This is a genomic window from Salinivibrio sp. VYel1 (assembly GCF_009377945.1).
GTDB lineage: Bacteria > Pseudomonadota > Gammaproteobacteria > Enterobacterales > Vibrionaceae > Salinivibrio > Salinivibrio siamensis.
Genome location: NZ_RSAM01000013.1, coordinates 41,906 through 60,782, shown reverse-complemented (window position 1 = coordinate 60,782; position 18,877 = coordinate 41,906). Strand labels below are relative to the sequence as shown.

The 18,877-nt window shown below is 51.8% G+C and carries 19 protein-coding genes and 1 pseudogene; 15 read left to right on the top strand and 5 right to left on the bottom strand.

Features of this window, described 5'->3' with window-relative positions; all coding sequences use genetic code 11:
• Positions 1 to 18: 18 nt before the first annotated feature.
• From arsC to EHW58_RS12700, 3 genes are read left to right on the top strand one after another with little or no spacing between them, the layout of a single operon-like run.
• Complete coding sequence (arsC, locus tag EHW58_RS12710) at positions 19 to 375, top strand: arsenate reductase (glutaredoxin) (protein WP_077578607.1); 357 nt, start codon at positions 19 to 21, stop codon at positions 373 to 375.
• A complete protein-coding gene (gene wrbA / locus EHW58_RS12705) occupies positions 372 to 965 on the top strand; it encodes an NAD(P)H:quinone oxidoreductase (RefSeq protein ID WP_077578608.1) in 594 nt (197 codons plus the stop codon). The genes arsC and wrbA overlap by 4 nt, the downstream gene beginning before the upstream one ends.
• A 33-nt stretch (positions 966 to 998) precedes the next feature.
• Positions 999 to 1,412: a DUF2069 domain-containing protein gene (locus EHW58_RS12700; RefSeq protein WP_046073730.1), complete on the top strand. Its 414-nt coding sequence runs from the start codon at positions 999 to 1,001 to the stop codon at positions 1,410 to 1,412.
• A 66-nt stretch (positions 1,413 to 1,478) separates the two neighbouring features.
• Here the strand turns inward: EHW58_RS12700 and EHW58_RS12695 are convergent, their stop codons facing one another.
• Positions 1,479 to 1,964, bottom strand: a complete 486-nt coding sequence (locus EHW58_RS12695) for a zinc ribbon-containing protein (RefSeq protein ID WP_046073731.1) — start codon at positions 1,962 to 1,964, stop codon at positions 1,479 to 1,481.
• Positions 1,965 to 2,070: 106 nt separating this feature from the next.
• Between EHW58_RS12695 and leuS the strand changes: the two are divergent.
• The 12 genes and pseudogenes from leuS to lipA all read left to right on the top strand — a co-directional run.
• Positions 2,071 to 4,629, top strand: a pseudogene (gene leuS, locus EHW58_RS12690) (leucine--tRNA ligase); the annotation flags it as partial.
• Between the two features lie 32 nt (positions 4,630 to 4,661).
• Positions 4,662 to 5,285 carry an LPS assembly lipoprotein LptE gene (gene lptE, locus EHW58_RS12685; protein WP_231637399.1) on the top strand — a complete coding sequence of 208 codons (624 nt, stop codon included), beginning with the start codon at positions 4,662 to 4,664 and terminating at the stop codon, positions 5,283 to 5,285.
• On the top strand, positions 5,285 to 6,307 hold the full coding sequence (holA, locus tag EHW58_RS12680; RefSeq protein ID WP_046073866.1) for a DNA polymerase III subunit delta: 1,023 nt from the start codon (positions 5,285 to 5,287) through the stop codon (positions 6,305 to 6,307). The genes lptE and holA overlap by 1 nt, the downstream gene beginning before the upstream one ends.
• A 68-nt stretch (positions 6,308 to 6,375) precedes the next feature.
• On the top strand, positions 6,376 to 6,693 hold the full coding sequence (gene rsfS, locus EHW58_RS12675; protein WP_046073734.1) for a ribosome silencing factor: 318 nt from the start codon (positions 6,376 to 6,378) through the stop codon (positions 6,691 to 6,693).
• 3 nt (positions 6,694 to 6,696) lie between these two features.
• Positions 6,697 to 7,167 (top strand): 23S rRNA (pseudouridine(1915)-N(3))-methyltransferase RlmH, encoded by a 471-nt coding sequence (gene rlmH / locus EHW58_RS12670; RefSeq protein WP_077578611.1) that lies wholly within the window; start codon positions 6,697 to 6,699, stop codon positions 7,165 to 7,167.
• Positions 7,168 to 7,173: 6 nt separating this feature from the next.
• Positions 7,174 to 9,054 (top strand): penicillin-binding protein 2, encoded by a 1,881-nt coding sequence (mrdA, locus tag EHW58_RS12665; RefSeq protein WP_152796841.1) that lies wholly within the window; start codon positions 7,174 to 7,176, stop codon positions 9,052 to 9,054.
• Positions 9,051 to 10,169: a rod shape-determining protein RodA gene (rodA, locus tag EHW58_RS12660; protein WP_152796838.1), complete on the top strand. Its 1,119-nt coding sequence runs from the start codon at positions 9,051 to 9,053 to the stop codon at positions 10,167 to 10,169. The genes mrdA and rodA overlap by 4 nt, the downstream gene beginning before the upstream one ends.
• Before the next feature lie 2 nt (positions 10,170 to 10,171).
• The gene (locus tag EHW58_RS12655; RefSeq protein ID WP_152796837.1) at positions 10,172 to 10,993 is read left to right on the top strand and encodes a septal ring lytic transglycosylase RlpA family protein; all 822 of its coding nucleotides are present in this window, start codon (positions 10,172 to 10,174) and stop codon (positions 10,991 to 10,993) included.
• A 112-nt stretch (positions 10,994 to 11,105) separates the two neighbouring features.
• Positions 11,106 to 12,257: a serine hydrolase gene (locus EHW58_RS12650; RefSeq protein WP_369795687.1), complete on the top strand. Its 1,152-nt coding sequence runs from the start codon at positions 11,106 to 11,108 to the stop codon at positions 12,255 to 12,257.
• 129 nt (positions 12,258 to 12,386) lie between these two features.
• Positions 12,387 to 12,656, top strand: a complete 270-nt coding sequence (ybeD, locus tag EHW58_RS12645) for a DUF493 family protein YbeD (protein WP_152796835.1) — start codon at positions 12,387 to 12,389, stop codon at positions 12,654 to 12,656.
• A gap of 84 nt (positions 12,657 to 12,740) precedes the next feature.
• Positions 12,741 to 13,391, top strand: coding sequence for a lipoyl(octanoyl) transferase LipB (gene lipB / locus EHW58_RS12640; RefSeq protein ID WP_158075435.1), 651 nt, complete (start codon positions 12,741 to 12,743; stop codon positions 13,389 to 13,391).
• Entirely contained in the window at positions 13,388 to 14,353 is a 966-nt protein-coding gene (lipA, locus tag EHW58_RS12635) for a lipoyl synthase (protein ID WP_046073741.1), read from the top strand. The genes lipB and lipA overlap by 4 nt, the downstream gene beginning before the upstream one ends.
• 72 nt (positions 14,354 to 14,425) lie before the next feature.
• On the opposite strand, the gene EHW58_RS12630 is transcribed toward lipA, so the two are convergent.
• The 4 genes from EHW58_RS12630 to frsA all read right to left on the bottom strand — a co-directional run bounded on the left by EHW58_RS12630 (position 14,426) and on the right by frsA (position 18,753).
• Complete coding sequence (locus EHW58_RS12630; protein ID WP_152796833.1) at positions 14,426 to 15,679, bottom strand: glutamate-5-semialdehyde dehydrogenase; 1,254 nt, start codon at positions 15,677 to 15,679, stop codon at positions 14,426 to 14,428.
• Positions 15,680 to 15,700: 21 nt separating this feature from the next.
• Positions 15,701 to 16,855 (bottom strand): glutamate 5-kinase, encoded by a 1,155-nt coding sequence (gene proB, locus EHW58_RS12625; RefSeq protein WP_077578638.1) that lies wholly within the window; start codon positions 16,853 to 16,855, stop codon positions 15,701 to 15,703.
• Positions 16,856 to 16,940: 85 nt separating this feature from the next.
• On the bottom strand, positions 16,941 to 17,342 hold the full coding sequence (gene crl, locus EHW58_RS12620) for a sigma factor-binding protein Crl (protein ID WP_046073744.1): 402 nt from the start codon (positions 17,340 to 17,342) through the stop codon (positions 16,941 to 16,943).
• A 157-nt stretch (positions 17,343 to 17,499) separates the two neighbouring features.
• Positions 17,500 to 18,753, bottom strand: coding sequence for an esterase FrsA (frsA, locus tag EHW58_RS12615; protein WP_370517861.1), 1,254 nt, complete (start codon positions 18,751 to 18,753; stop codon positions 17,500 to 17,502).
• Positions 18,754 to 18,877 lie beyond the last annotated feature (124 nt).

The following is an 18,877-nucleotide window of genomic DNA, read 5'->3' as shown; positions in this document are numbered from 1 at the left end:
TCAAAAAGGATCATTGTTGTGACCGCTATAACCCTCTACCACAACCCCCGTTGTTCAAAAAGTCGTGAAACCCTCAAGTTGTTGGAGTCCAACGGTGTCACGCCGACCATCATCAAGTATCTCGACACCCCTTTGTCTGCTGAGGCGTTGACGATGTTAAAACAGCAACTCGGACTCAGCTCGTTTCGGGAGATGATGCGAACCAAAGAAGCAGACTATAAAGCGGCAAACTTGGGCGATGCCTCCGTGGACGAAGCGCAATTACTCGACGCCATGGTTAACAATCCCAAATTGATCGAACGTCCAATCGCCGTCAAGGGCGAAAAAGCGGTCATTGGTCGTCCACCTGAAAACGTCCTCACGCTAATAAAATGACGAAAGTATTAGTGCTCTACTACAGCCGCTCGGGGAATACACGCAAACTCGCCCAGCAAGTCGCCCGTGGTATCGAGGCGCAAGGCGCTGAAGCGGTATTGCGCACGGTGCCCGAGCTGCCCGCTTACCCTGATGGCCAAGTGCCAGACACAACCGCGAAAGACCCGTTTGTCACTCGGCAAGATTTGCTGGACTGTCATGGCCTAGCCCTCGGCAGTCCGGTGCGTTTTGGCAACATGGCCGCGCCTTTGAAGCAATTTATCGACAGTACCAGTGGGGAGTGGCTATCAGGCGCCCTGATCGATAAACCTGCAGCCGTGTTTGGCGCCGGATCAATGCTGCATGGCGGACAAGAAACCACCCTGCTCACCATGACAGTGCCACTGCTTCATCATGGTATGGTGTTGCTCGGTGTGCCACATAGCGAACGTGCGCTACATACCACGCAAGGTGGCGGCTCGCCTTATGGTGCGTCGAGTGTGGCAGAGCCGAACCTGCCTTTAATCGCAGACGAGAAACAAATCGCCAAAACCTTAGGTCAACGTCTTGCACGTTTTGCACAAACCTTTCACCACCACTTGGGACAATAGGATAGTACTGTGACTGACTCTCGGCTTGCATTAATGCGTAGGCTCTCGCTATTGAGTAACCTCGGCCTGATTGGTTGGGTAATAATCTGGCATGCGTCTTTATCGCCCCACCCACACCTCAATGCTTGGGCGGTAACGATCGGCTGGACCATCCCGCTGCTCCTTCCGCTACCGGGGATCTTGAAAGGAAAGGCCTTTACTCATGCGTGGGCGAACTTTATTTTGATGTTTTACTTTTTGCACGCATTGACCCTTATTTATGTCGATGAGGGGGAACGCTGGTTGGCCGCTATCGAGCTTGTCTTGGTCGCCTGTGCGTTCGCCAGCAATATCGTCTTCGCGCGTTGGATGGGAAAATCACAAGGGCTAAAACTGCCACGCCTGTCTCAAGTGGAACGCGAAGAGCGCCAACGCTTTGAGGGCAAAGATAACGCCTCGTCTGACTGATAACTGACCGTTATCCTCGCCCTTGGTATCTTAACCGCCTCGGCTAAGCCAAGCACCGTGCTTGGCTTACACCGGGTACGGGCGGCGAGAGAAATACCGGTGGCCACACTTGCTACAAGGCGCAATCACATCCACCCGGCTGTGGCGTGACTGGTGGTGGCACTGCTCACATTGCAATACGCCCAGCCCAACAATTTCACCCGCTTCATACACGCCATGGTGCTGAAGGTCGTCAAACACTTCACGCCACTCTAGCTGAGTGCGATCGGTGATTTCTGCCAGCTGTTCCCAAATAGAGTTGGCAATCAGATCGTTAAATACCTGACTGTCCATGTCTTCGCCTTGAGATTTGTCGTACTGCTCACCAAACGCTTTCACATCGCGCTTGAAGTAAGCCTCAATCAGCGCCCACTCATCTTTGGTAAGATCCGCAGCTGCTTTGAGATATTGATCAGACAACTCGACCCAGCGAGACAAAGCCTCTGGACTGTTTTCCAGTGCCTCTTTTACCCGCTCAATGATACTTTGTTGCGGTTCTTTCTCTTTATTCATGGTTCTGTCCTGATTCAAGTGTTGTTGCGGTCTCTGCCTTTCGTTATTCTATGACGATATTTCTCTTTCAGGTTTTACCTTTCTCACAGAATCTCGGAAGCCATCGATGCAAGAACAATATAGCCCGCAAGATATTGAACAAAAAGTTCAAGCCCATTGGGACGACAATAAAACCTTTGTGGCTCATGAAGACCCTAACAAAGAAAAATTCTACTGTCTTTCTATGTTCCCTTACCCCAGTGGCCGACTTCACATGGGGCATGTCCGTAATTATACCATCGGTGATGTGATCTCGCGTTATCAGCGCCTGCAAGGCAAGAATGTGATGCAACCTATTGGTTGGGACGCATTTGGTTTGCCGGCCGAAGGGGCCGCTATCAAAAACAAAACCGCCCCTGCACCTTGGACATATGAAAACATTGATTACATGAAAGGCCAGCTGAAAATGCTGGGCTTTGGTTACGACTGGGATCGCGAAATCGCAACCTGTAGCCCTGACTACTACCGCTGGGAGCAAGAATTCTTTACCACGCTTTATAAAAAAGGCTTGGTATACAAAAAAACCTCGTCAGTGAATTGGTGTCCACACGATCAAACCGTGTTGGCGAACGAGCAGGTGCATGAAGGCTGCTGCTGGCGCTGCGATACCCCGGTTGAGCAAAAAGAAATTCCACAGTGGTTTATCAAAATCACCGATTATGCAGAAGAGCTGCTGCAAGACATCGACAAACTGGATGGTTGGCCAGAGATGGTAAAAACCATGCAGCGCAACTGGATTGGCCGTTCAGAAGGCGTTGAGCTGACCTTCGATGTTGAGGGCGATCACCCTGCGCTGGGCGTCTACACCACCCGCCCTGATACCCTGATGGGGGTGACTTATGTCGGTATTGCCGCCGGTCACCCACTGGCCGATGCCGCGGCCAAGAACAACCCAGCCTTGGCGGAGTTTGTGCAAGAGTGCCGTAACACCAAGGTAGCGGAAGCTGAGCTGGCCACCATGGAGAAAAAAGGCATGGCGACGGGCTTGTACGCCACGCACCCATTAAACGGCCGCCGCGTACCTATCTTTGTCGCCAACTTCGTGTTGATGGATTATGGGACGGGCGCAGTCATGGCCGTGCCTGCACACGACCAACGCGATTTTGAATTTGCCAGCAAATATGGCCTCGATATTGAGCCTGTGATCCTGGATGAAAATGGCAACGCACCTGATTTGTCTGAGCAAGCACATACCGAAAAAGGCAAGCTATTTAACTCTGGTGAATTCGATGGCTTAGACTTTGATGCCGCGTTTGATGCGATTGCCGCTAAGCTTGAGTCTTTGGGTAAAGGGCAAAAAACGGTCAACTTCCGCTTGCGTGACTGGGGCGTTTCTCGTCAGCGTTATTGGGGCGCACCTATCCCAATGCTGAACACCGAAGACGGTGACGTGGTCCCTGTTCCGACGGATGAGCTACCGGTTATCCTGCCAGAAGATGTAGTAATGGACGGGGTGCAAAGCCCGATTAAAGCTGACAAGCAATGGGCACAAACCCAGTATCAAGGCGAGCCTGCGCTGCGTGAAACCGACACCTTCGATACCTTTATGGAATCGTCTTGGTACTATGCTCGCTATTGCTCGCCGCAGGCCGATCAGATGCTCGACCCAAGTGCTGCCAACTATTGGCTGCCTGTCGATCAGTATATTGGTGGGATTGAGCACGCCTGTATGCACCTGCTTTACTCACGCTTCTTCCACAAGTTGCTGCGTGACGAAAACATGGTCGATAGCGATGAACCCTTCAAGCAACTGCTCTGTCAAGGCATGGTACTGGCTGATGCCTTCTATTATACCGATGACAAAGGCGTGCGCGTGTGGGTCTCGCCAACCGACGTCACCGTTGAGCGTGATAGCAAAGGGCAAATTGTTAATGCGGTAGACAGCCAAGGCAATGCGGTGACCCATGCGGGCATGACCAAGATGTCGAAGTCTAAAAACAACGGCATTGATCCGCAGCTTATGGTCGAGAAGTACGGGGCTGATACGGTGCGCCTGTTCATGATGTTCGCCGCGCCTGCGGATATGACGCTGGAGTGGCAAGAATCAGGGGTTGAAGGATCACACCGCTTCTTGCGTCGCGTCTGGAAACTGGTTTACGAGCACAGCCAACAAGGACCTGTCGTGGCACTGGATGCTAGCGCGCTCACCAATGAGCAAAAAGCGCTGCGCCGCGAGGTGCACAAAGCCATTGCGAAAGTCAGTGATGACATGGGGCGCCGTCAAACCTTTAACACCGCCATCGCGGCGATTATGGAGCTAATGAACCGATTGGTGAAAGCCCCACAACAAAGCGAACAAGACCGCGCGGTGCTCGACGAAGCCCTCAAAGCGGTGGTGCTAATGCTTTACCCCATTACCCCACATATCTGCTTTAGCCTATGGAATGCATTGGGTGAGAGCCACATTGATGACGCAGCGTGGCCAGAGGCAGATAAAGAAGCCATGGTTGAGGACGAAAAGCTGATTATCGTCCAAGTCAACGGTAAGCTACGCGCCAAGATCACCGTCGCCGCGGATGCGGAGAAAGACGCAGTGGAAGCCCAAGCGATGGCAGATGAAAACGTGGTGAAATTTACCGAAGGCAAAACCGTGCGCAAGGTGATTTATGTACCTGGCAAGCTGGTTAACATTGTTGCCAACTAACAAGGAGCGATGGAGTGAATCTGTTTAAGACAATGCTTCGCTCCCTGCTTGTCGCGATGGTCTGTTTGACCATCGCGTCTTGCGGGTTTGCCTTGCGTGGCAGCTACAACCTGCCCGATGAGGTTGATAAGGTGTCGTTAACGAGCTTTGACCCTTATGGTGAGCTCACCCGGCAAATGCGAAATGCCTTGCGTCAACACAAGGTCGATCTTGTCTCCCCTTCCAAGGACGTGGCCAATATCCACTTGCTCGGTGAAAGCAATAGCGAACAGACGTTATCGCTTTATCAAAACAGCCGCGTGGCGGAGAAAGAGTTTCGCTATGTCGCGCGCTATCGCGTCACCGTGCCTGATAAAGGCAGTTATACCTACAACACCACCTTAAGCCGTAATTTCCTAGATAACCCGCTGACAGCGCTGGCAAAATCGGTGGAAGAAGATAAGTTAGTCGCTGAGATGCGTACAGAAGCCACTCGGCAAATTATGCGTCAACTTTCCCAATTAAAAGGCGATATCGCCGAGTTTGAACGCCAACAGGCCGAACAAGCGGCAATGGAGAAGCTCGAGCAAGGTGAAACGCCAACAGAGCCCAACGTGATCATCGAAACGCGACAAACCGAGACGAATACCGCGCAATGATGAGAACCTATCCCGACCAATTGGCGCAGCAGCTCAATCAACCGCTGCGCCAAACTTACTTGGTCTTTGGCTCCGACCCATTACTCAAACTCGAAGCGCGTGACGCCATTACAAGCGCGGCACGCACCCAAGGTTTTGAAGAGCATCATAAATTTGTCATCGATGGGCAACTAGATTGGCAAGAGGTTATCGACTGCTGTCAAGCGCTTAGCTTGTTTGCTTCTCGGCAAATTATTGAACTTTCCTGCCCTGATAATGGCCTCACCAGCACGCAAGCCAAGCAGCTTACCGAGCTGGCCGCTTATCTGCATCCTGATATCCTCCTATTGGTGCAAGGGGAAAGACTCAACAAGAAGCAAGAAAGCGCTAAATGGTTTTCAGCGCTCGCCCAACACGGCTTATACGTGGTGTGCAATACCCCGGATGCCCGTCAACTCCCGCGTTTTATTGAGCAACGGTGTCGCCAGTTAGGGCTAAAGCCAGACCAACCAGCGCTACAGTTGTTAGCACAATGGCATGAAGGAAACCTATTGGCATTGGTACAAAGCCTGCACATTCTACAACTGCTCTATCCGGATGGCGCCTTAACCCTGCCACGCATAGAGAGTGCCCTGTCACGCCACCATCACTTTACCCCCTTTCAGCTCACCGATGCGCTGCTAGCAGGAAAGGCACAACGCGCGCAACGGATACTTGAGCAACTGCATGCTGAAGGCGAAGAGCCCACTCTCCTTTTACGACTGATCCAAAAGGAGCTCAAACAGTTGTATACCATTCACGAGCAGGGGCAAAAAGGCAGGCCGCTGAATGCCATCTTTGACCAACTTCGTGTATGGCAAACACGTCGTCCCATGCTCACCGCCGCTCTCAATCGGCTCAACAAAGCCCGATTAACCGCACTGCTACGCCGCTTAGCACAGTTAGAGATCAGGCTAAAAACGGACTTTGGTAGCGACCCTTGGCCAGATCTGCATTATTTTTGTGCACTCATGTGCCAAGCGTCCGAACCACTCACGCCCTAGCGTGTCCAACGGGTTAGCAAATGGTATACTGGCCTAATAAGACCATCAGCAACACATAGAGGTTTTCTTTGCAAGCTAACGAGTTAAAACAGTTTGTGACCGATAAGGTCGATGAGTTAAAAGCCAGCGATATTGTGACTCTGGATGTACGCGACAAATCATGCATTACCGACTTTTTAGTGCTGTGCACCGGCAACTCTCGCCGTCATGTTGCCTCCATTGCCGAGCATGTGTGTGAACAGGCCCAAGCGGTCGATATCGACTCTCTCGGCACGGAAGGACAAGATGACAGCGAATGGGTTGTGGTCGATTTAGGTGACGTTATGGTGCATGTCATGCAAGAGGAGCAACGCCAACTCTACCAATTGGAAAAACTCTGGAACTAAACCATGAAAATCCAATTGATTGCGGTGGGTAATAAAATGCCCAAATGGGTGGAGCAAGGCTTTGAAGAATATCAACGCCGCTTTCCAAAAGACATGCCACTCGAGCTGGTAGAGGTACCTGCTGGCAAGCGGGGCAAAAATGCCGATATCACCCGTATCTTGCAAAAAGAAGGGGAAGCGATGTTGGCGGCCGTCAACCGTGGTAGCCGCATTGTGACACTCGATATTCCCGGCAAGCCTTGGGACACACCGCAATTGGCTAACCAGTTGGAAAAGTGGAAACTTGATGGCCGCGATGTCGCCATTTTGATCGGTGGGCCAGAGGGGCTAGCACCACAGTGTAAAGCGGCCGCGGAGCAAAGCTGGTCGCTATCGCCACTGACCCTCCCCCATCCGCTGGTACGCGTCATTATGGCCGAGAGCCTATATCGAGCGTGGAGCTTGACCACCAATCACCCGTATCATCGAGAATAAGCAAAGATGAAGCGCCAACGAGTTGAAATCCGAGACCACAGCGCCGAGGCGGCCTTGTTTGTGCGACGCGCTATCGTCTGCTTTGTCGGTATCATGGCGTTGGTTGGGATGCTACTAACTAACCTTTATCATATTCAGGTGACCGAACACCAAGACTACCAAACCCGCTCGAACGATAACCGCATTAAAGTCGTCCCGGTGGCGCCTAACCGTGGCCTCATTTATGACCGCAATGGGAAATTGCTGGCTGAAAACCGCCCCGTTTATCACTTAGAAGTGACGCCTGAGCAAGTCGATGATATGCCGGCAACCCTCGCCCAGCTAAAAGACTTACTCTCATTGACCGACAAAGACATTACGCGCTTTCAAAAAGAGCGTCGCCGCTCGCGACGTTTTAATGCCGTGGCATTGAAAACACAGCTCACCGATAAAGAAGTCGCGATTTTTTCCGCGCACCAGCATCAATTTTCTGGGGTGGAAATCAAAGCCTACTTAAAGCGCCATTACCCTTACGGCGATGCACTGACCCATGTGCTCGGGTATGTCGCCAAAATCAATGATCGCGATATTGCCAAACTCAGGCAAAAAGGGGTGCTCAATAACTACAAAGCAACCCGTGATATTGGCAAGCTGGGGATAGAGAAATACTACGAACCAACACTGCATGGTAAAGCGGGCTACCAAGAAGTTGAGGTGAACAGCCGTGGCCGTGTAATACGTACGCTTAAATATGTGCCGCCGCAACCGGGTAAGGATCTGATTCTTAATCTAGACATTGACCTGCAACTTTACGTGCGCGGCATCCTCGGTGACCGACGAGGCGCGGTGGTGGTGGTCGACCCTGACACCTCAGGCGTACTGGCGATGGTGTCAACGCCTAGCTACGATCCTAACTTATTTGTACATGGTATTTCCGGTACCCAATATCGGCAGTTGCTCAATGATAAAGATCGTCCCTTGGTGAATCGCGCCACCCTAGGCATTTACCCGCCAGCTTCCACAGTGAAGCCTTTCATTGCTGTCGCCGCGCTAGAAGAAGGCGTTATCACCACCAAGACCACGCGTAACGACCCTGGTTATTGGCGGATCCCTAACTCGGATACGCGCCCTTTCCGTGACTGGCTCCCTTGGGGGCACGGACGGGTAAATATCGTGCAGTCGATCGAGGAGTCAGTCGATACCTTCTTCTATCAAATCGCTTATGACATGGGGATCGATAAACTCTCTATGTGGATGGAAAAGTTTGGCTTTGGCCAATACACAGGCATCGACATTCAAGAAGAAAGCAGCGCTAATATGCCTAACCGTGAATGGAAAATGAGTCGCTACCGCCAACCCTGGTATAAAGGTGACACAATTCCCGTCGGAATTGGACAAGGTTATTGGACTGCCACCCCGATGCAAATCGTCAAAGCCTTGACCGTGCTGCTTAACCGTGGCGAAGTCAAAGCCCCCAAACTGTTAAACAAAACACGTGATGAACACGGCACCCACAAACCCGACGCCGAGCCGTTTCCACCGATTAAAGGGGTCGACGATAAATATTGGGATGTCGGCCTCAAAGGTATGCAACTGGTTAACCACGGTCGCAAAGGGACCGCGCGTCGTTCATTCCGTTCGGCGGAGTATTTATCGGGCGGTAAGTCAGGCACCGCACAGGTTTTCGGGCTGGGTGAAGATGAAGAATATAACGCGGACGAAATTGCTGAACACCTGCGAGACCACGCCCTTTTCATCGGCTTTGCCCCCTTTGAGAACCCGGAAGTCGCTGTCTCTATGGTACTGGAAAACGCAGGGGGTGGCTCGAGCAACGGGGGCCCCATTGCCCGCCGCATCTTCGACCATATCTTGTTAGAAGACAAAGAGACCAAAGAGGCCAAACAATGAGTTCACTAGCCCAAGTTAGCGCGAAACGCTCTTTGTTCGATCGCTTGCATCTCGACTTACCCATGCTCGTGGGCATTTTGTTACTGATGGGCTTCGGCCTAGTGGTGATGTATAGCGCCAGTGGCCAAAGCATGGCGATGATGGAGCGCCAGGCGATCCGCATGCTATTGGCACTTGCGGTCATGTTTGCCCTCGCCCAAGTGCCGCCGCGCCACTATGAGTTTTGGGCGCCCTATTTGTATGCCATGGGGGTGGTGTTACTGGCGGCGGTTCTATTGGTTGGCGAAACCGCAAAGGGCGCGCAGCGCTGGCTTGATCTCGGAGTGGTCACCTTCCAACCCTCAGAGATCATTAAACTTGCGGTACCGCTCATGCTTGCCCGCTTTATTGGCAAAGATCCGCTCCCCCCCAAATTTACTCACTTGCTCATCGCCCTAGTGTTATTGTTTGTGCCCACCATTATGATTGCTAAGCAGCCAGATTTGGGTACCTCAATACTGATTGCCGCCTCTGGGGTGTTCGTGCTGTTTTTGGCCGGAATAAGCTGGAAAATTATCACAGCAGCGGTGATTGCGCTGGCCAGTTTTGTCCCTGTACTCTGGTTTTTCCTAATGCATGATTACCAGCGTACCCGCGTGCTGACCCTGTTTAACCCAGAGTCCGATCCCTTGGGCGCAGGCTATCACATCATTCAATCTAAAATTGCCATTGGCTCTGGTGGCTTAAGCGGCAAAGGCTGGCTACAAGGGACACAGTCTCAATTGGAGTTTCTCCCTGAGCGACACACAGACTTTATTTTCGCCGTTATCGCTGAAGAATGGGGGTTGATCGGTGTCTGTGTCTTGTTAGCCCTGTACCTCTTTTTGATCGGCCGAGGGCTAATGCTCGCCAGCCGCGCCCAAACGGCATTTGGCCGAATGATGGCTGGCAGTATCGTGTTAAGCTTTTTTGTTTATGTTTTTGTCAATATTGGCATGGTCAGCGGCATTCTTCCTGTGGTTGGGGTACCCTTACCACTTATCAGCTATGGCGGCACCTCAATGGTCACACTGATGGCCGGTTTTGGCATTCTGATGTCTATCCACACTCATCGTAAAATGTTATCCAGGGCATAAACATGCGAGCTATTATCGTTTCTAGCGCTATCGTCTTATTAAGTGCATGCAGCAGCCAGCAAGGTCGCTACGACATGCAAAGTGATAAAGCACCCGAGACGGTGCCACAAGTTATTCACGCAGAAAACGCCCAACCCAGGTATGAGCCTTACAGCCTCGCGGGTAACAAAGATTACACGTTAAATGGTCAGCGCTACCAAATCTTACGCGATCCAAAAGGCTACCAAGAGGCGGGCATTGCCTCCTGGTATGGGGAGAAGTTTCATGGCCATCGTACCTCCAATGGCGAGGTGTATGATATGTACTCCATGTCAGCCGCGCACAAAACCCTTCCCCTGCCCAGTTACGTGGAAGTCACCAACCAAAATAATGGTAAAAAGGCCATTGTGCGCGTCAATGACCGCGGGCCCTTTCACAATAAGCGCTTGATAGACCTGAGTTATGCCGCGGCCAAGAAGCTGGATGTATTAAAGACGGGGACAGCCCCCGTGTCACTGCGTCTACTCTCACCGAGTAAACCAGCGGATGACGAGTGGCATTCCGCTCGCCATCATGCCTATTATGTGCAATTGGCTGCCCTCTCTGATGGCCTAAAAGCCAATCAAAAAGCGGAACAATTGGCGAAGACCCATGGTCTACCTACACATATCGCCCGCCGTGATACCGTGTATCGTGTTCGCTTTGGTCCTTTTTATGATCGAGACCAAGCGCAACAAGCGATGCGCACGGCAAAGCAGCATCAGTTGCCGGGGGCATTTATCGTCACCGAAGCACTTGTTAATGGCGACACATCTGTCACAAGTGCTAAAACAAGCAATCAATAAGTTAAAGAAATCGAGCCTGTCCCTCTATCCGCAATTTGGTATAGTGAGGGCACAGTATCGACATCGATAACCGACATAAGTACTAACAATGATGAATAAAACCGTTTTCCGCATGCGTACACTGCTTTCTGCAGCCTTATTCGCCTCTGCTACCGCTCAAGCCGCACCTGCTGTTGTCCCTGATGCGCCGCAAATTGCCGCCAAAGGCTACGTATTGATGGATTATCATTCTGGCGAGGTACTGGCTGAAAACAACGCCTATCAACGCCTTAATCCTGCCAGTTTGACGAAAATGATGACCAGTTACGTAATTGGTCAGGAAGTTGAGCGTGGCAATATCTCAATGGATGATGACGTCGTCATTAGTGAGAATGCGTGGGCCAAAAACTTTCCCGGCTCTTCGAAGATGTTCATCGAAGTGGGTACCACGGTGAAAGCGGCCGACCTCAATCGTGGCATTATCATCCAGTCAGGCAACGACGCCTGTGTAGCGATGGCTGAACATGTTGCGGGGTCAGAAGACGCCTTTGTCGACTTGATGAACCGCTGGGGCGAAACCCTAGGTATGGACAGTTCCCATTTTTCCAATGTTCACGGTTTGGACTCCAAAGATCTTTACACCACACCGTACGATATGGCGCTGCTCGGCCAAGCCCTGATTCGCGATGTGCCTGCGGAATATCGTATTTATAAAGAAAAAGCCTTCACTTACAACGGTATCACGCAATACAACCGCAACGGCTTGCTATGGGATAAAAGCTTGAACGTTGACGGTATCAAAACTGGCCACACCGACGGTGCAGGCTACAACTTGGTCACCTCAGCCACTGAAGGCGACATGCGTCTTATCTCGGTGGTGATGGGCACCAAGAGCGCCAACGCCCGCAAAGCAGAGAGCAAAAAACTCCTCAACTATGGTTTCCGCTTCTTCGAGACCGTGGCCCCCCATAAAGCCAACGAAACCTTTGTGACTGAGAAGGTCTGGATGGGTGATACAGACGAAGTCGCGCTCGGCGTCACTGAAGATACCTTTGTCACGCTTCCCCGTGGCAAGGCGCAAGATCTGAAAGCCAGTTTTGTCCTCGACAACACATTGGAAGCCCCGATTAGTAAAGGTGATGTCGTCGGTAAACTCTTCTATCAAGTGGATGATGAAGATGTGGCGGAATACCCGCTTGTCGCCCTAAACGATGTTGAAAAAGGCGGGCTTTTTAGTCGCTTAATAGATTACATCGTGATGATGTTTAAAAACCTCGTCGGTTAATCCCTCTCTGTGCCGCCCACCAACTTGGTGGGCGGCTTGTTTTCTCGCGCTTGGCAGATTAGTATTTCGCGTTAATCGTGATCAATCGCACAAACGCGTGCCTCTATCAGCCTGCAGTTGGGAGTTAACATGCAAGAGCAACCGAAATTAAAAGATCTGTTGGAGTTTCCTTGCCAATTCACCTACAAGGTGGTGGGCCAGGCAAAACCTGAGCTACCCGATCATGTATTGACCGTGATCCAACGCCACGCGCCAGGCGACTATAGCCCAGCCGTCAAGCCCAGTGCCAAGGGTACCTATCACTCGGTGTCGATCACCATTAAGGCGACCTCCATTGAGCAAGTGGAAGTCCTCTATAAAGAGCTGGGTGAAATTGACATCGTCCGCATGGTGCTCTAATTCGAATACCCACACGACTGGCGGCTTTAAATCGCGCTGCCAGCCTCTATAATATCGCCACTGACAACAACATGGGAAATGGGTTTGCAGCACCAACTCGTTGTAAGGCACCTTGGCCGTCAACCGTATCTCCGCGTCTGGGAACAGATGCGCCACTTCACCGATCGGCGTGACGACAATACGCGTGATGAAGTTTGGCTGGTTGAGCATGATCCGGTTTTTACCCAAGGACAAGCGGGAAAAACGGAACATGTGTTGGTCCCAGGCGACATCCCTGTCGTACAATCAGATCGCGGCGGACAGGTGACGTATCATGGGCCAGGGCAACTCGTCGCCTATTTCCTGATTAATCTCAAACGTAAAAAAGTCGGTGTGCGAGCGCTCGTGAGCCATATTGAAGATATTGTGGTGAACACACTAGCACACTTCCACGTTGACGCTTACGCCCGCCCAGATGCGCCCGGTGTTTACGTTAACGACGCAAAAATATGTTCTCTTGGGCTCCGTATCCGTCGCGGGTGCTCATTCCATGGACTGGCACTCAACATCAATATGGACTTATCACCGTTTCAGCGCATTAACCCATGTGGTTACGCTGGTATGGCCATGACGCAACTGAGCGATCAGGTTGGCAAAGTCACGCTCGAGGACGTTCAACCTGTGCTGGTAGACACTTTAACTCAACAGCTGACGTACTCTGAGGTTGAGTTTACAACGGAAAGCAGCGATTTATGAGCAAACCGATTCAGATGGAACGCGGTGTTAAGTACCGCGACGCCGACAAAATGGCGCTTATCCCGGTCAAAAATATGCCGACCGAGCAAAAAGAAGTGCTGCGCAAGCCTGATTGGATGAAGATCAAACTCCCAGCTGAGACTGCGCGTATTAAAGAAATTAAAGACGCGATGCGTAAAAACAATCTTCACTCCGTGTGTGAAGAGGCATCGTGTCCTAACTTGGCGGAGTGCTTTAGTCACGGCACGGCAACCTTTATGATTCTCGGGGCGATTTGTACCCGCCGTTGCCCCTTCTGTGATGTTGCCCACGGTCGCCCCGTCGCCCCTGATAGCGAAGAGCCAAAGCATCTGGCGCAAACCATCAAAGACATGAAACTGCGCTATGTGGTCATTACCTCGGTTGACCGTGATGATTTACGTGACGGGGGCGCCCAACACTTTGTTGACTGTACCCGAGAAATCCGCGCGCTCAATCCAGAGATCCAAATTGAAACACTGGTTCCTGACTTCCGTGGCCGTATGGATCGCGCACTCGATATCTTGCAAAACAACCCACCCGATGTTTTCAACCATAATTTAGAAACAGCGCCACGGTTGTACCGAAAAGCCCGCCCAGGAGCCAACTATCAATGGTCGCTGGATCTGCTGAAAAAGTTCAAAGAGATGCATCCAGAGGTGCCGACCAAATCGGGCTTGATGATGGGTTTGGGAGAAACCAAAGAAGAGATCATCGAGGTTCTCAAGGACTTGCGTGCTCACGGCGTCACCATGCTCACGCTTGGCCAGTACTTGGCACCAAGCCGCCACCACTTGCCAGTAGAGCGTTACGTCCCGCCTGAAGAGTTTGACGAGCTGAAAGACATTGCTCTTGATTTAGGCTTTACACATGCCGCATGCGGCCCGTTTGTTCGCTCTTCCTACCATGCCGATCTACAGGCAAAAGGCGTGGAAATTAAATAAACGCTCAAGCTGTTGAGACAAAAAAACCGCTAGCCAGACTAGCGGTTTTTTATTATCGGTTACCTTGGGTACTCAGTGACGTGATAAATAGTCCGCACGCCCCACCCATTTATAGGTAGTCAGCTCCTCAAGCCCCATCGGGCCACGTGCATGCAGCTTTTGCGTCGAAACCGCCACTTCTGCCCCAAGCCCAAACTGCGCACCATCGGTGAAGCGCGTTGAGGCGTTGACGTACACTGCCGCCGAGCCGGCACCATTAATAAAGGTTTCTGCCGCCTGCAAGTCGTTGGTCAAAATAGCATCGGAATGGCTGGCATTGTGCGCGCGCATATGCGCGAGTGCCTCATCCACACTATCAACCACCACCACTCCAAGGGTTGGCCCGAGCCATTCCGTATCAAAGTCTCCTGATTGCGCCTCACGCAGTTTCGCCACGCCATCCAGATACGGTAGCGCACTTGATCCGGCGACAATGTGCAGCCCATGCTGATTAAACGCCGTCAGCAAGCGAGCGAATAATTGTGCTGCCACGTCTTTGTGAACCAGCAAGGTGTCTAGCGCGTTGCAGGCGGATGGGCGGTCTGTCTTGGCATTGAGGATCACATCGGGTGCTCTATCAAGATCGGCACTGTGATCGACATACAAGTGGCTAATGCCAAACCCCCCGATAATCACAGGGATGGTACTGTTTTGTTTGCACATTTTGTGCAGTCCGGCACCACCGCGTGGAATGATCATGTCGACATAATCATCAAGAGTCAGTAACTCAGAGACCAGCGCACGATCAGGTTTTTCAATATATTGCACCGAGGCATGCGGCAATCCCGCTTTCTCTAACCCAGTTTGTATCACTCTCACTAATACCTGGTTAGTCGCGAAGGTTTCTTTCCCTCCCCGCAGAATCGCTGCATTGCCCGTTTTTAAGCACAATGCCGCGATATCAATGGTGACATTCGGGCGCGCCTCATAAATGACCCCAATCACTCCTAGCGGTTCACGGCGCTTTGATAATGACATGCCGTTTTCAAGCAGCTTATGATCAAGCATCTGGCCCACGGGATCGGCCAGCGCAATCACTTGCCTCACATCGCTCGCCATATTGGTTAAACGGTCTGGGGTCAGGGTTAAACGGTCCAACATCGCAGGATCCATGTCTGCCTCACGAGCGGCGGCGAGATCGCTTTGGTTGGCGGCTAATATTGCACTTTGCTGTGCATCCAGCTCGTCAGCAATAATGGCGAGTGCTCGGTTCTTGTTGCTCGTCGATGTGACGGCCAGTTGGTGCGCAGCGTCTTTGGCTGCTTTGCCCATGTTTTGTAAACTCATTATGTCCCCGTCTTTGCTCTTTTAATTGTCTACTACGACTAGGTCATCACGGTGCATCGCGACAGGACCGTATTCATAACCAAGAATATCTGCGATTTGCTGGCTATGAGCGCCAGCGATACGGCGCAAATCACTGGCGGTATAGCGACAAATACCGCGCGCGACGCATTTTCCTTCAACCGAGAGAATACGCACCACTTCACCACGCGCAAACGCCCCTTTCACCGCAACAATTCCCTTGCTTAACAGGCTGCTACCTTTTTGCGTCACGGCGGTAATGGCGCCCGCATCGACGACAATATCCCCCGCGGGTGGCGGTCCGGCAAGGATCCAGCGTTTACGGCTTTCTAAGGGGCTTTCTAAGGGCAAAAAGCGCGTGCCTGCGTTATCCCCAGCGGTGACTTTTTGAATCACTTCAGGCTTACTCCCCGCGGCGATGGTCACCTCTACTCCCGCTCGACGGCCAATATCAGCCGCTTGAAGCTTGGTCGCCATACCACCTGTGCCCAGGCCCCCTACGCTGCCACCTGCTAATTTGCGTAAGGTTTCATCAATGGTATGGACTTCACGAATCAGCTCGGCATCCGGGTTTGAACGCGGATCGGCCGTGAACAAGCCGGGTTGGTCAGTTAAAAGGAGGAGTTTGTCTGCATCGGCGAGGATGGCCACCAAGGCAGATAAGTTATCATTATCGCCCACCTTGATTTCGGACGTTGCAACCGCATCGTTCTCATTCACAATCGGCACAATGCCATTATCCAGTAAGGCCTGAAGCATATCACGCGCGTTGAGAAAGCGTTCACGGTGCTCTAGATCGGCCCGGGTAAGCAGCATCTGTCCGACTTGAAAGCCGTACAAACCAAATAAATGCTCCCAGGTTTGTATTAAACGGCACTGACCCACCGCAGCCAGCATTTGCTTGTTGGCAACCGTGTCAGCGAGTACTGGATAGCCGAGGTGCTCTCTGCCCGCGGCAATCGCGGCTGATGATACGATGATCACCTGATGACCTTGCTGCCGCAAACGGGCACATTGACGCACCAGCTCAACCATGTGTGCCTGATCTAAGCGCGCAGAACCGCCCGTCAACACACTGGTGCCGAGTTTTACCACAAGCGTTTGGGGAGAGACGCTGGCCGCGAGGTCACCGTCTTGAAATACATCTTGAATTGTCATGGTTGCCTGATCCACAAAAGCGTATGTCTCTCTTTTATCAATCCCTCACCTATTTAACAAGGGGTGGGATCAGGCAAATGGCGGGTTATTCAGAGCAGGCCAGTTCCGGCTCAGTCAGTGCTTGGCTTGGTGAAAGAGACAGGCCTAGCTCATCGTCCAGCAACGCACTCAATTTGGCATAAAAGTTAGTCAAGGTTTTATCCACGGCCGCTTGCGCTTCACGCGGAATCGACTTGGCGACCCAATCCCCTTTTTTATCATATAAACCAAACCCATAACGATAGGTAAACCCTTCCCCCTCCGGGGTCATTTCAAACCACCAGCCCCAGAACTCACGTGCGTCAGGATCTTTTTTAGCATCCACACAGACAGAAAGGCTATCGAAAAAGTAGCGCTCGGTGTCTGACTTTCCTTCTCGAAAGTACGGGCCCAATGCAGTAAAGCGTGTTTTTAATCGTCCATGTGAAAGCGGTAATTTATCGCTCATCGTGTCCTCCAATGGCACTGTGACGTCCTTGTTCATGGTATATCATGGGCTTAGCCATCAGGTGAACGACAATATCCCGCTTTCAGCGGTGGATCACATCTTCATTTTTACCCCTCTCACGGATAGCGCCTATGCTATCCGTGCCGCGGTATCCCGATTAAAGCACACCCTCGAACCACTTAACGGTTTCGGTCAAGGCACGGTGATAACCATCGTGCAGTGGGGTATTGGGTAACGTCATGGCTTTGCCACCGCGACTGTACCTGGCGATCATTTGATTGTCTGACTCCGGACAAACGGGATCATCTTTTAGGCTAAGCGCTAAGATCGGCACCTCTGTGCGTCGGCCAGTAAGCAACCCTTGATTTTTTAGCGACCAAGCCTGTAAGCGCGTTTTTAATGTGTCGATAGGAATACGACGCCCCAAGCGTGATCCGAGGGTATCCAAGTACATAGGCGGCATTTTTTTCATTAAAGAGGCGTCTGTCAGTAACGCATGAACAATGCCACCGAGTGACGCACTGGCTTTCACACGATTCGGCTCGAGAAACGCCATTCTCACTGCCGGATTGGCACCAAAGCGAATGCCCATGGTGCCCACACGGTGATGATCCACCCAAGGGACATCGACCAACTTATCCAACATCGCGGTGTGCAAACGGCTGGTATCTTCATTGAGGTGCCAATGGCAGCTATGCCCCACGGAAGGCATATCTAGGGTCAACACCGCAATGTCGGCGGGGGCAAAATAGTCAACAAACAAGCGCCACAAGTCAGTTTGTAAGCTATCTAAGCTGCCGCTTAAGATAACCACCGGTAGCGTAGCGTCGGTGCGGGGTAAATAGAGATACCCTTTCAGTGATTTCCCATCTAGCCGCGTCTCCACCGTTTTCACTGTGAACGGCAGTTGTGCAATCGCACTCTCGAACGCCTTAAATGCCAAGGTTTCCGACTGTAGCGCCAAGCTGTCCCCTTTCAAGTGTGGGTAAGCGGCAATACCAAAATATGTGCAAGCTTGTAGCCATTGCTCCCCTGCTTGTTTGGCTTTTCCCTCATCCATCAAGGCTTGGGCGGCTTTTTGATGCTGCATGCCAACCGCTGTCCATTCATAATTCCAGTTTCCCGAGCGGTAGCCTTCAACGGTATCGAGCAATGTTTCTACCGAGCGCGAGTTGTCTGAGTGAGCGATACGGGCAAAGATGGCCTCCATTTCCAATGGCTCAACCCCTTGCCACGTCCACTGACCACGACGGCGCATTCGATACCAACTCGACTCGCTGTCACCATCAAATGCCGAGTAATCTGACTGTTGGGTTTGCTGAACGGCACCGAACAGGGTCGATGTCTCGGTGGCATGCTTGTGTTTAGCAAACAGTTTGACCGATAGGTTTTGTGATTCGTTGTCCGACACACCCGCTCCTAGGCTTTTTATGTAACGTGCTGTTAGTTTAAACCATACACATATCAAGGCCATGATTTTCCGCACTAATCAGCCATACCAGCCAAAAGCGTCACCTCAGAAACCAAAAACGCCG

Coding starts and splice junctions, on each gene's coding strand:
- mrdA (WP_152796841.1), top strand. CDS start 7,174: ATGAAGCGCCAACGAGTTGAAATCCGAGACCACAGCGCCGAGGCGGCC.
- ybeD (WP_152796835.1), top strand. CDS start 12,387: ATGCAAGAGCAACCGAAATTAAAAGATCTGTTGGAGTTTCCTTGCCAA.
- lipA (WP_046073741.1), top strand. CDS start 13,388: ATGAGCAAACCGATTCAGATGGAACGCGGTGTTAAGTACCGCGACGCC.
- EHW58_RS12655 (WP_152796837.1), top strand. CDS start 10,172: ATGCGAGCTATTATCGTTTCTAGCGCTATCGTCTTATTAAGTGCATGC.
- EHW58_RS12630 (WP_152796833.1), bottom strand. CDS start 15,679: ATGAGTTTACAAAACATGGGCAAAGCAGCCAAAGACGCTGCGCACCAA.
- proB (WP_077578638.1), bottom strand. CDS start 16,855: ATGACAATTCAAGATGTATTTCAAGACGGTGACCTCGCGGCCAGCGTC.
- EHW58_RS12695 (WP_046073731.1), bottom strand. CDS start 1,964: ATGAATAAAGAGAAAGAACCGCAACAAAGTATCATTGAGCGGGTAAAA.
- wrbA (WP_077578608.1), top strand. CDS start 372: ATGACGAAAGTATTAGTGCTCTACTACAGCCGCTCGGGGAATACACGC.
- EHW58_RS12700 (WP_046073730.1), top strand. CDS start 999: ATGCGTAGGCTCTCGCTATTGAGTAACCTCGGCCTGATTGGTTGGGTA.
- holA (WP_046073866.1), top strand. CDS start 5,285: ATGAGAACCTATCCCGACCAATTGGCGCAGCAGCTCAATCAACCGCTG.
- crl (WP_046073744.1), bottom strand. CDS start 17,342: ATGAGCGATAAATTACCGCTTTCACATGGACGATTAAAAACACGCTTT.
- EHW58_RS12650 (WP_369795687.1), top strand. CDS start 11,106: ATGCGTACACTGCTTTCTGCAGCCTTATTCGCCTCTGCTACCGCTCAA.
- rodA (WP_152796838.1), top strand. CDS start 9,051: ATGAGTTCACTAGCCCAAGTTAGCGCGAAACGCTCTTTGTTCGATCGC.
- rlmH (WP_077578611.1), top strand. CDS start 6,697: ATGAAAATCCAATTGATTGCGGTGGGTAATAAAATGCCCAAATGGGTG.